Origin of the sequence: Mesorhizobium sp. CO1-1-8 (genome assembly GCF_020164875.1) — a bacterium.
Taxonomy (GTDB): Bacteria; Pseudomonadota; Alphaproteobacteria; order Rhizobiales; family Rhizobiaceae; genus Mesorhizobium.
In genome coordinates, this window is the sequence record NZ_JAIUGZ010000005.1 from 330,939 (window position 1) to 342,619 (window position 11,681).

Consider the following 11,681-nt stretch of genomic DNA (forward strand, 5'->3'; position numbering starts at 1 on the left):
GCGCTTTTCGTCCCCGACCTAGGTCTGTTTTCTGACTGTCGATTCAGCCGGGAACTTGCCCAGCAGCGCATCGACCAGTTTTGCAAAACCGATGCCCTTCGACGATTTGATCATCACCACGTCACCCGGCTTAAGCGCGGCAAGCAGCACCGGCTTCAGCTCCTCGACACCGGCGCGGTATTCCGTCTTGATCTCAGCCGGCAGCGCTTCGGCCAGCGCCCGCATTTCCGGGCCGCCTAGGAAGACGGTCCGCGTGCCCGTGCCGACGATGAGATCGGCAAGGGCCGCATGCAGCTTGGCCGAATGATCGCCGAGTTCGAGCATGTCGCCGAGCACGGCGATGCGGCGGCCCTCGCCCGTCACCGGCGTCGCGTTGAGCAATGCCATCGCAGCGGCCATCGATGCCGGATTGGCGTTGTAGCTTTCGTCGATCAGCGTGATCAGTCCACCTGGGTGGCTCGAAGTCGAGCCACCGGGATGGCGCAGCACATGGCGCTTGCCGCGCCCGCGCTCCGCGGAGAGATCGGCCAGTGCTGAAGCCACCTTGTCGAGATCGGCGCCGACCAGATGCGCCGCACCCAGCACCGCCAGCACGTTCTGTACCATATGGCGGCCGGGCGCGCCGATCCGCGCCGTCACTTCGTGGCCGCCGATCCTGGCGATGATGTCGGAATGATCCGCATGCAGTTCGCATTTGGTGAGCTTGAAGGTGGAGCGCGCATTCTCGCCGAAGCCGTAGACGTGCTCGACACCGGCGGCATGGGCCATCTTGTCGAGCAGCTTGAAGCGCGCATCGTCGCGGTTGAGGACGGCGGCCCCATCGGGCTCCAGCCCCTCGAAAATCTCGGCCTTGGCCTTGGCGATCTCGTCCAGATTGCGGAAAAAGCCGAGATGCGCCGCAGCGATCATGGTGACGATGGCGACATGCGGCCTCACCATCTTGACCAGCGGACGGATCTCGTCGGGATGGTTCATGCCGATCTCGAACACGGCATAGTCGCAATCATCAGGCATGCGTGCCAAAGTCAGCGGCACGCCCCAGTGATTGTTGAAGGACTGCGCCGAGGCATGCACCTTGCCGACGGCTTGCAGCACATGGCGCAGCGCTTCCTTGGTGGTGGTCTTGCCGGCCGAACCGGTCACGGCGATGATTTTCGCGCTCGAGCGGGCGCGCGACGCAACTCCAAGCTTTTCCAGCGCGACCAGCACGTCCTCGACGACGATGATCGGCGCCGTCAGCCGCCCGAGCGACGGCAGCTTGCCTTCGGCCACCACCAGCACGCCGGCGCCAGCCTTGATGGCGGCGGTTGCGAAGTCATGGCCGTCCATCGCCTCGCCCTTGATGGCGAAGAAGGCGTCGCCCGGCTGCAGGCTGCGGCTGTCGATCGAAATGCCTGAAATGCCGTCCGGCATCGGCCCGAGCGGCCGCCCGTCCATGGCGGCAACCAGCGCCTCGGAGGTCCACAGCAAGCTCATGCGGCACGCTCCACGAGTGCCGCGCGGACTTCCTCGTGATCGGAGAAATGCAAGGTCTCGGAGCCGATCGTCTGGCCCTCCTCATGGCCCTTGCCGGCCACGATCAGCGTGTCGCCGGCATGCAGCATGGCGACCGCCTCATGGATCGCCTGGCGCCGGTCGCCGATCTCGATGGCACCGGGGGCAGCGGCCAAAATAGCGGCGCGGATCGTTTCCGGCACTTCGGAGCGCGGATTGTCGTCGGTGACGATGACGACATCCGCAAGTCGCGTGGCAATCTCGCCCATGATCGGTCGCTTGCCGCGGTCGCGGTCGCCGCCGCAGCCGAACACGACGATGACGCGGCCGGTGGTGAATGGGCGCACCGAGGCCAGCACGTTTTCGAGCGCATCGGGCTTGTGGGCATAATCGACATAGACCGGCGCGCCATTGGCGGTGGTGCCGACGAGGTCGAGCCGGCCCGGCGCGCCCTTCAGTTTCTCCAACGCCATCAAGGCCTTGGCGGCAGGTGTTCCCGTGGAGATGGCAAGCCCCGCCGAAACCAGGGCGTTCGAAATCTGGAAATCACCGGCCAGCGGCAGGTCGATCTCGTAGAGCACGCCATCGGCCTCGACTTCGGCGCGCTGGCGGTGGCGCTCGTGCTCGACCCGCTTCAGCCTGAGGAAATCGCCATGGCGGCCGACCGTCAGCACATTGAGCCCGGCAGCCTGTGCGGCCAGGGTCGTCGGGGCCGACCATGGATCGTCGGCGAAGATCACGGCTGGTGCGCCCTTCGGCAGCAGCGTGTCGAACAGACGCAGTTTGGCGCGGTGATAGTCCTCGATGGTCGGATGATAGTCCATATGGTCGCGGCCGAGATTGGTGAAGCCGCCGGCCGCCAGCTTCACGCCGTCGAGGCGGCGCTGGTCGAGCCCATGGCTGGAGGCTTCCATGGAGGCGTGGGTGACGCCGGCATCGGCCAATTCCCGCAGCAATTGATGCAGGGCGACCGGATCGGGTGTCGTCAGCGAGCCATAGTCGTTGCGTCCAGGAGCCACCACGCCCGTGGTCCCGATCGAAGCGGCGGCATAACCGGCCTGCTCCCAGATCTGCCTGGTGAAGGCGGCGACCGAGGTCTTGCCGCTGGTGCCGGTCACCGCGACCATGATCTCAGGCTGCTTGCCGAAATAGCGGGCCGCACCCAGCGCCAGCGCCAGGCGCGGATCGTCGACCGCCAGCACCGGAACCGGGAGCCCAGCAATGGTGCTGCCCTTGCCCGCCACGATCGCAGCCGCACCGCGCGCGGCGGCATCTGCGGCATAAACGGCGCCATCGGCCTTGGTTCCGGCGAGCGCAAAAAAGACAACGCCCGGTTTTACCTGGCGGGAATCCGAAGAAATCCCTGTAACCTCCAGATCGACGGAAGCTATTCCCTCGACGGGCAGGATACCGGCTAGATCTCTGAGCTTCATCGAGTCCCGTTCACCGCAACAAAATAGCGCGCTGTTGCCGGCGCGCCCTAAGAATCACTGATAGGAAACCAGCGTTGCACCATTTTCATGGCTGAAATCTGGCTTCACGCCAAGCATGGCAGCTGAACGCCTGATGATATTGCCGGCCATAACCCCCGCATTCGACGCCGCGACATCCGTCATGCCAGGCTTTTCCGGGTGCGGGGCATCGGCAATCGTAAACACCAGGTATTGCGGATCGTCCATCGGGAAAGCGGCGACGAAGGTGTTGAAATTCAAGTCCTTCGAGTAGCGGCCATTGATGACCTTCTCGGCCGTTCCGGTCTTGCCGCCAACGCGGTAGCCGGGGACTCTGGCGTTTCTAGCAGAGCCCTTCTCGGCATTGAGCGAATAGAGGTAGCGCATGCCTTCGACGGTCTTTTCGCTCACCACTCTCTTGGCGGTGGCCATCGCTTCGGCCTGCGTCCGCACCAAAAAGGTGGGGTTCATCAGGAAGCCGCCATTCATCAACGCCGCGCAGCCCACAGCCGCTTGCAGCGGCGTCGTCGACACGCCATGGCCGAAGGCGATGGTGAATGAATTGACCTGTTTCCAGACCTTCGGTTCAGTCGGACGGGCAGTCTCCGGCAATTCGGTCTGCATCCTGTCCAGAATGCCAAGACGATGCAGGAATTCGCGATGCCCCTCGATGCCGACCATCTCGGCTTCCCTGGCCGATCCGATGTTGGACGAATAGAGGAACACCTCCGGCAACGACAGCACACGGTTCTTGCCGTGGAAATCGTGAATGGCCTGATGGCCGACCCGGATTGGATGCGAAGCATCGAAGCGGCTCGCCATCGTCGCCTTGCCGGAATCGAGCGCCATGGCTGAGGTGAAGCTCTTGAAGGTCGAACCCATCTCGTAGAGGCCCGCCGACATGCGATTCAGCCGGTCCTTGTCCTGTGCATTGTAGGGATTGTTCGGATCAAAATCCGGCACCGAGGCCATCGCCACCACTTCGCCGGTCTTGACGTTGAGCACGACGGCGCCGGCGCCCATGGCACGATAGCGCTCCAGGCCGGCGGCGATTTCGTCGCGCACGACATGCTGCACGCGCAGATCGATCGAAAGCTTTACCGGCTTGAGATCCTTGGCAATGGCAAGGCCCGATGCCTGCAGGTCGCTCAGCCCCTGCTCATCGACATATTTCTCCATTCCGGAGATGCCCTGGTTGTCGATGTTGGTGAGGCCGACAATGTAGGACGAGGTCTCGCCGCTCGGATAGAAGCGGCGCTTTTCGGTACGGAAGCCGAAACCGGGAATGCCGAGCTGCATGATGTCGGACTGCTGCTTGGGCGTCAGCTGCCGCTGCAGCCAGACGAAACCGGCGCCGCTCTTCAGCTTGTGGTAGGTCTGCTCATAGTCGATATCCGGAAGCACCGTCGACAGCTTCTCGATCGCCTCGTCGGCGTCTACAATCCGGCGCGGTTCTGCAAACAGCGACGCCGTCTTGATGTCCGTGGCCAGCACTTCGCCGTTGCGGTCGACGATGTCGGGCCGTGATGCCGTCACCCGGCTCTGCGGACCGCCCGACATGTCGGGGGTCTGGAAGCCGAGATAGACCAGCCGCCCTGATATGGTCGAGAAGATGCCGAAGAACACCGCCATCGTCATGACGATGCGCGTCCTGCCCTTGCCGCCGGTCGCCTTGCGGGCGCCCTCGACCACGATCGATCCATCTACACTCGTCCTGGCGCGACGCTTCAGCAGTTTGCCGATCATTGGGCGATGCCTCCGGTCACCACGGGATCCCTGCCGTCCGACGGCGCCTTGCCGCCCGAATTGTCGGCCATGCCGCCCTGGCGTCCCGACAGTATGTCCTGGATGTCAAGGGATTTGGCCGGCAGGTCGCCGATGCCGCCGATCTGGCGGGCGCTGACCGGCTCGAGTTCGAGCTGCGACTTGTAGAGTTCAGTCAGCTTCTGCAGCCGCGACGGCTGGGTGAGCAGGCTCCAGTCGGCCTTGAGCAGGTCGATCGTGTCCTCCTCATAGCGTATCTGCGCATGGATCTTCTGCACCGAAGCCAATTGTTCCTCGGCCTCGCGCTTGGCCTTGTAGGTAAGGGCCGCGACCGCAACCATGACGGCGATCAGGACAATGTCGCTGGTACGAAACACTTAGCTACCTCTCCCCCGGCCGGCCTGTGCCGGGAAGTGTTGGGCCGGGAAGCTTTGGAAGGCCGAAAATCGAAAAGTCGCTGCTGCGCGCCGGCGCCTCGGTACGGATTGCCGCGCGCAGCCTGGCCGAACGAGCGCGCGGATTGGCCGCCACCTCGGCGTCGCCGGCAGTCACCCCGCCGCCCGCCTTGCGGAACGTCGCGGTGCGCGCATGCGCCTCGGGCAGATGACGCGAGCCGGTCGCGACGTCTGCCCGGTCGGCGATGAAACGCTTGACGATGCGGTCTTCCAGCGAATGGAACGTCACCACGGCGAGCCGTCCGCCCGGCTTCAGAGCGCGTTCGGCGGCAAACAAGGCCTTGGCCAGTTCGCCAAGCTCGTCATTGACGAAAATGCGCAGCGCCTGGAAGACGCGCGTCGCCGGATGAATCTTGTCCTTCGGCGCCCGGCCGATATGCGTCTCGATGGCGTCGGCGAGTTCCAGCGTGCGCTCGAACGGGCGCTTTTCGCGGCGAGCCTCGATCATGCGGGCGATGCGCCCGGCATGACGCTCCTCGCCGAGGAAGCCGAAGATGCGCGCAAGGTCGCCCGGCTTGAAGCTATTGACGACGTCGGCGGCGCTCAAACCAGCCTGCGCCATGCGCATGTCGAGCGGCCCGTCGGCGCGGAACGAAAACCCGCGCTCCGCCTGGTCGAGTTGCATCGAGGAGACACCAATATCGAGCACGATCCCGTCGGCGCTCTCGACATGTTCGTCCAGCGTCGAGAACGGCGCCTGCACCAGCCGCAGCCGGCCGCCCGACAGCGCTTCCAGATCGCGCCCGGCAGCGATTGCATCCGGATCGCGGTCGATCGCCACCACCGAGGCGCCCGTTGCCAGAATGGCCTTGGTGTAGCCGCCGGCGCCGAACGTGCCGTCGATGATGATGTCGCCCTGCGCGGGCGCCAGCGCTTCGAGCACTTCGGCAAGGAGGACCGGAATGTGGCGGGCCGATCCGCCAACGGCGTGCCCATCTACGGCGCGAGGAAGGTCATCGCCGTGGCCTGCCGTCATTCCGGTCGCTCCCCAAGCTTCGTCCCCTGCCGAAGCTGCAAAAGCCGTGCGCGCGCCTGCGCCCCATAGGCGGCAAGCCGTCCCGGCTCCCAGATCTGGAAGAAATTGCCGCGCCCGACAAAGGCCACTTCGGCCGAAATGCCCGTGTGTTCGCGAAGGAAATCGCTCATCGTGATGCGGCCGTCCTGGTCGAGTTTCAAGAAGGTTCCGTCGCCATGGCAGAAGAACGACATATCGTCCGCCGTCTGCAGGAAGGGATCCTCGAGCGCTATGCGCTGCTCGTAGCGGTCGAGCAGATCGAGCCCGCCGACATCCATCGCCGGCAGATCCAGGCAGCGCAGCGCATAAAGTTCCGAATAGCCGCGCTTCTGCACGACGGCACGGAAATGCGCGGGAACGGACACCCGTCCCTTCGCATCGATCCTGCTCACCGTGTTTGACAGAAACCGGTCCATTGAACACTGCAGCCGCTTGCGCCGCCGCACCCCTCTCCATCTTGTCCCACGCGCCGCCGCAGCGCGCTCCCTGCCCCGTATCAACCTCGTCCGCACAGGCAAAAACCGGCAAACGCGCAGCCGCCGCGGCTGCTCGATTGGCGTACGCTTTACCCTGACACGGAACGAAGGCTTTGATGTCTAGATGGGGTATCATGGGACACTATGGGCGTCAACGGGAATAGGCTTCACAAACACGCGCGCCGCGACCAAGGAGAGCAGCCGTGACGGCACGTCTCGTCTTTATGGTCCATTAAGCCTAACGAAGCGTTTAGAGCCGTCTGGCCCAACCGGACGCGCCTTGCCGCGAGCCGCTGCCGGGCATAGCGTCTCGCCAAATCTCGTCGGTCGCAAACAGGGTTGGAAATTCGATGTCTGAAACAGCAAAGTCACGCGCGGCAGCACTTCCTCATCTGCGTCGCAGCCGGCTTGCAATGGGCGATTCCATCCCGCTGCCCCTGACCATGGCCGCCATTTTTCACGCGCCCGGCGACGCTACCGGCTTCAACCAGTACGGCCGCTTCAGCAACCCGACCTGGGATGCGGTTGAACATATGCTGGCCCATCTGGAGGACGCGCCCTGCGTCGCCTTCCCTTCCGGAATGGCGGCAATCTCGGCGGCGTTTTTTGCCGTGCTCAAAGCCGGCGACCGTATCCTGCTGCCTTCGGACGGCTACCACACGACAAGAGCGCTGGCCGAACGCTTCCTCAAGCCGCTCGGCATCACCTACGACGTCAGGCCGACCTCGACCTTCCTCGATGGCGGCTTCGATGGCTATCGCCTCGCCTTTGTCGAAACCCCTGCCAATCCGGGGCTGGATATCTGCGATATCGCCGCCGTTGCCGATGCTGTTCACAAGGCCGGCGCGATCCTTGTCGTCGACAACACGACCATGACGCCCTTCGGCCAGCGGCCGCTCGACCATGGCGCCGATGTCGTCGTTGCCGCCGACACCAAGGCACCCAATGGCCACTCCGACGTGCTGTTCGGCCATGTGGCCAGCCGCAACGCCGATATCATCGCCGCCGTGACCGGCTGGCGCGAGGTTTCCGGCAGCATTCCCGGGCCATTCGAGGCCTGGCTGGTGCATCGCGGCCTCGAAACACTGGATGTGCGCTTCGACCGCATGTGTTCCTCGGCGGAGGTCATCGCGCGGCGGCTGCAGGGCCACAGGGCAATCAGCGGCCTGCGTTATCCCGGACTGGAAGGCGATCCGTCTCACAACCTTGCCCGCGCCCAGATGGAGCGCTTCGGTTTCCTCATTTCTTTCGAGCTCGCCTCGGAGGACAAGGCCGAGGATTTCATCAACAATTGCGAACTGATGCAGGCCGCGACATCCTTCGGCGGTGTCCACACCTCCGCCGAGCGGCGTTTGAAGCGGGGCGATGCGGTTTCCGCCGGCTTCGTTCGCCTCTCGGTTGGCTGCGAACCGGTGGACGAGCTCTGGAAGGCGATCGAGACGTCGCTGGACAAGATCGGCGGGTGAGCGGATCGGTACCGGTTCAGGTCATCGGCTTCGATCTTGCGCTTGCCTTGCAGCACACGGATGGTGAATTGACCAGGCAACAAGAGACCTTGAATCAGCAGGCGCGCCCGAGGGCGCAACCTGCTGATCTCAAAGAGTTCTCTTCGATAACATGGAGAGAATTGCCAGCTGGCCTATAAGCCGGGTTTTGTATGGCCCTCGCCCCTTGCGGTGCGAGAACGTGGCGGCCATTCATCTTGGGCGCATGTTGCCATGCGCCTCACGCAACCTACCCGGACGGTGAGCCGGAAACAGCCCTCGAGGGTTTCCCCTCGCACCGTCCCTATTCGGTCTTGCTCCCGGTGGGGTTTACCGTGCCGCTCCTGTTGCCAGTCGCGCGGTGGGCTCTTACCCCACCCTTTCACCCTTACCCCGAATCCGGCAAGCCGGATCGTGGCGGTTTGCTTTCTGTGGCACTTTCCCTGGGGTCGCCCCCGCCGGCCATTAACCGGCACCGTGTTTCCATGGAGCCCGGACTTTCCTCACCCACGACCTTTCGGCGTTTGCGGGTGCGGCCGCCCAGCCAGCTGGCAGAGCGTATAAAGGGGTTCACGCCCAAAAACGCAAACGAAAAAGCAGACTTATGCGGGCGATCCCAGCGCAGCCATCTGCACCTTGACCTTGCCGCAATAGGCTGCCGAGACGGGGTTCATCCGCGTTGCGGCGTGGCCGGCATTGTATTTCAGAATCGTGCCGCAGGTCGTGCCGCCACCGAGGCTCCGTGCCATGGCAAGGTATTTCATGCCGTATTTGATGTTGGTGTCGGGATCGAACAGGCCTTTGGCGGAGCCGCTATAGCCCATCATCCGAGCCGTGGCCGGCTTGATCTGCATCAGGCCGATCTCGCCGGCGCTGCCGACGATGTTGGGCCGATAGTTGCTTTCGATCTTGATAACCGCAGTGGCGAGCGACACCGGCACGCCTTCGATCGCCGCATAGCGTGCAACGAGAGCGGAATACTGACCACTGCTGGCCACCGCCGCCGTCGATGCCGCCGCGTTCCGGACTCCGATCGACGCCGTTGCCGTCATGTCGACGGTCTTGCGGCCGCGCTTCGTCTGCCTTTTGGCGGTGGACTTCTTCGCTTTTGACCAGCTTGCCTTTTCCGCTTTGGCGGAAGCCCGCTTCGTCTCCGCTTTGGCGGAAGCCCGTTTTGTTGCCTTGGCGTCGTGGCCTGCCTTGCCGCTTTTTGCGGATACCACGGGAAACCCTTGATCGGCCCGCGGGCTGAATGACGCTGCATGCGCCGCACTGAAGGCAAAACTCATTACGCCGGCAGCAAGAGCTGCCGTTAAAACGGTAAATTTCTGCATGTGATCCTGTTCTGTCTGAACCGCGCGAAGATGTTCACGCAGCAACGCCTAACCAACGTCGGAACAACCCGGGGGGCTTGGGGTCCGACATCTACACGGCAGCCGTTTGACGCCCGAATTGGTGTCAAACAAGGCCAGGCAAGTCACTTTGAGTGACAGCTTGTAACTTAAGGATCGGAAAGAATTGCTTGGGAGGGGCCTCCCGGAGCTTAGCGCCTCACGGAAGCAAGCAGCCTTTGCAGCGTCCGCAGCGTCGAGCCATCGGCAACGCCGTCCACCTTGCGCGGCCGGAAATGTCGTTGGAAGGCTTCGACCACCGCCTCCGTCTGCCGATCGAAAATGCCGGATATTTCAACGCCATAGCCGTAGAGGGCAAGCATCGACTGCAACGCTTCGACATCGCCGCCGGTGTCGCCGGTTGTCAGAGTGGCGCCTCGCCTGACGGGTGCGGCCGCCACGAGGTGGCCGACACCGGCCTCGAACAGCGTCCGCCACGGAAACTTCTCGCCGGGATCGATCTTGCGCCCCGGCGCCACGTCGGAATGCGCCAGCACACGCTCGGCGGCGATCGAATGCCGACCGGCAATCCCCCTGCACAGCCCGATCACCGCATCGATCTGCCGCCGGGGAAACCCGGGATAGCCCAGAGAATGTCCCGGATTGACGATCTCGATGCCGACGGAACAGGAATTGATGTCGGCGCGTCCGAACCACGAACTCTTGCCGGCATGCCAGGCGCGGTCGCTTTCCCTGACCATCTGCACGACATGGCCATTCTCGTGCACCAGATAATGCGACGAGACCTCGCTGGCCGGATCACAAAGCCAAGCCTCGGCCCCGGCGCCGGTCGCCATACCGGTGTAGTGCAGCACGATCATGTCAGGCCCGGGCGTCTCTCGCCGCAGGCCGAAATTCGGCGATACCCTGACTTCGGCACGTGGCTCGTCGGGCAGAAAGCCGCTCATGCGTGGCGCAGGCCCCGCTCGATCATCTCGTAGGCGGCGTTGATCGCCGCCACCCTGGTCGTCGCGATCTTGATGAATTCCTGAGGCAGGCCGCGCGCGATCAGCCGGTCCGGATGATTGTCGGAAACCAGCTTGCGATAGCGTTTTTTGACCTCTTCGAACGGCTTGCCGCGCTCGATGCCAAGCACGACATAGGGATCCCCGGCGCCGAGATTGACGTGCCGCGCCATGATGGCCTCGTAATGCGCTTCGTCGATGCGGAAAATCTCGGCGATGCGGTGCAGGAAGAGCCCTTCGTGCTCATGCACCAGGCCGTCGGCCTTGGCGATGTGGAACAGACCGTCGAGTATGTCTTCCAGCATCACGCAATTGGAATGCCCCGAACCGCACATCTGCGCCATCCGCTCGGCATAGGTCTCGAAACCGGCCACGTCGCGCTGGGCGAGATCGAACAGCCGCGCCACATTGCGCGTCTCCTTCGGCGGCACTTCGAATATTTCCTGGAAGGCGCGCACCTCGTCCTGGGTGACGATGCCATCGGCCTTGGCCATCTTGGCCGACAGCGCGATCATCGCCACCGAAAAGGCGACACGCCGGCGCAAATCCGCATCGCCGGAGAAAACCGTGCGCACAGCCTCGACCACGTCGGCGACACCCGACGAGGTTGAGGATGAAACGCGGGTGACGAATTCGCCGAGGCGATCCCAAATCGACATGGCCTGCTTCTTAGAGCCACCGCCCCCTCCTATCAAGCCGGGACAGTGCCGCAGGCTTTGCGCGACATCCGACGCGCAAGAGGGGTTAGCCACGGGCCCGGACAATATGAGAAAGGCCGGCGCGAGCCGGCCTTCCTCATACATCACACGAAGTACTGCTTGCTCACTACTGCGCGGGCGCAGGAGCTGGTGTTGCCGGAGCCGGCTCGGCAGGCTTCTCGGGTGTGATGCTCTTCGTGGTCGAATTATCCGTTGCCGGAGGCGTCGCGGCCGGCGGCGTGGCTTCCGGGGTAGCCGGCTTCATCGGTTCCTCGGCGGCCGGCGGATTGGTGCTCTGGGTGGTGGTATTGTCCGTACCGCTGTCACTGCAGGCGGCAACGCCAAGCAGGGCCAAACCGGAAACGGACGCGAGAATGAGCTTTTTCATTTTGTCTCTCCTTCAACACACGCTCACGTTGCCGTGAGCGGTCGAAGGACAAATGCGCCAGACGACCATGAGTTTCGTAACGTTGCGTTTCCGCATGTAA

The 11,681-nt window shown here is 63.6% G+C and carries 11 protein-coding genes and 1 other RNA gene; 1 reads left to right on the top strand and 11 read right to left on the bottom strand.

Annotated elements, in window-relative coordinates; translation table 11 throughout:
• Nucleotides 1-18 precede the first annotated feature (18 nt).
• The 6 genes from LB558_RS13165 to mraZ are packed head-to-tail and all read right to left on the bottom strand — an operon-like array spanning nucleotide 19 to nucleotide 6,595.
• Nucleotides 19-1,476 (bottom strand): UDP-N-acetylmuramoylalanyl-D-glutamyl-2,6-diaminopimelate--D-alanyl-D-alanine ligase, encoded by a 1,458-nt coding sequence (locus LB558_RS13165; protein WP_224697935.1) that lies wholly within the window; start codon nucleotides 1,474-1,476, stop codon nucleotides 19-21.
• Complete coding sequence (locus tag LB558_RS13170; protein ID WP_224697936.1) at nucleotides 1,473-2,927, bottom strand: UDP-N-acetylmuramoyl-L-alanyl-D-glutamate--2,6-diaminopimelate ligase; 1,455 nt, start codon at nucleotides 2,925-2,927, stop codon at nucleotides 1,473-1,475. The genes LB558_RS13165 and LB558_RS13170 overlap by 4 nt, the downstream gene beginning before the upstream one ends.
• A 54-nt stretch (nucleotides 2,928-2,981) precedes the next feature.
• Nucleotides 2,982-4,691 (bottom strand): peptidoglycan D,D-transpeptidase FtsI family protein, encoded by a 1,710-nt coding sequence (locus LB558_RS13175; RefSeq protein WP_224697937.1) that lies wholly within the window; start codon nucleotides 4,689-4,691, stop codon nucleotides 2,982-2,984.
• On the bottom strand, nucleotides 4,688-5,086 hold the full coding sequence (locus LB558_RS13180; protein ID WP_127260311.1) for a hypothetical protein: 399 nt from the start codon (nucleotides 5,084-5,086) through the stop codon (nucleotides 4,688-4,690). Before LB558_RS13180 ends, LB558_RS13175 begins: the two co-directional genes overlap by 4 nt.
• Nucleotides 5,087-5,090: 4 nt before the next feature.
• Entirely contained in the window at nucleotides 5,091-6,140 is a 1,050-nt protein-coding gene (gene rsmH / locus LB558_RS13185) for a 16S rRNA (cytosine(1402)-N(4))-methyltransferase RsmH (protein ID WP_224697938.1), read from the bottom strand.
• Nucleotides 6,137-6,595 (bottom strand): division/cell wall cluster transcriptional repressor MraZ, encoded by a 459-nt coding sequence (mraZ, locus tag LB558_RS13190; RefSeq protein WP_224697939.1) that lies wholly within the window; start codon nucleotides 6,593-6,595, stop codon nucleotides 6,137-6,139. Before mraZ ends, rsmH begins: the two co-directional genes overlap by 4 nt.
• 410 nt (nucleotides 6,596-7,005) lie before the next feature.
• Here mraZ and LB558_RS13195 point away from each other — a divergent pair, with 410 nt between their 5' ends.
• A complete protein-coding gene (locus tag LB558_RS13195; protein ID WP_224697940.1) occupies nucleotides 7,006-8,121 on the top strand; it encodes a cystathionine gamma-lyase in 1,116 nt (371 codons plus the stop codon).
• 160 nt (nucleotides 8,122-8,281) lie between these two features.
• Here LB558_RS13195 and rnpB read toward each other — a convergent pair.
• The 5 genes from rnpB to LB558_RS13220 all read right to left on the bottom strand — a co-directional run bounded on the left by rnpB (nucleotide 8,282) and on the right by LB558_RS13220 (nucleotide 11,581).
• Nucleotides 8,282-8,691: RNase P RNA component class A (gene rnpB, locus LB558_RS13200), an RNA gene on the bottom strand.
• A gap of 50 nt (nucleotides 8,692-8,741) precedes the next feature.
• Nucleotides 8,742-9,473, bottom strand: coding sequence for a lytic transglycosylase domain-containing protein (locus LB558_RS13205; protein WP_224697941.1), 732 nt, complete (start codon nucleotides 9,471-9,473; stop codon nucleotides 8,742-8,744).
• Nucleotides 9,474-9,682: 209 nt separating this feature from the next.
• Nucleotides 9,683-10,438: an N-acetylmuramoyl-L-alanine amidase gene (locus LB558_RS13210; RefSeq protein WP_224697942.1), complete on the bottom strand. Its 756-nt coding sequence runs from the start codon at nucleotides 10,436-10,438 to the stop codon at nucleotides 9,683-9,685.
• A complete protein-coding gene (locus tag LB558_RS13215) occupies nucleotides 10,435-11,154 on the bottom strand; it encodes a J domain-containing protein (protein WP_224697943.1) in 720 nt (239 codons plus the stop codon). Before LB558_RS13215 ends, LB558_RS13210 begins: the two co-directional genes overlap by 4 nt.
• A 166-nt stretch (nucleotides 11,155-11,320) precedes the next feature.
• Nucleotides 11,321-11,581, bottom strand: a complete 261-nt coding sequence (locus tag LB558_RS13220) for a hypothetical protein (RefSeq protein ID WP_013530943.1) — start codon at nucleotides 11,579-11,581, stop codon at nucleotides 11,321-11,323.
• Nucleotides 11,582-11,681: the final 100 nt, after the last annotated feature.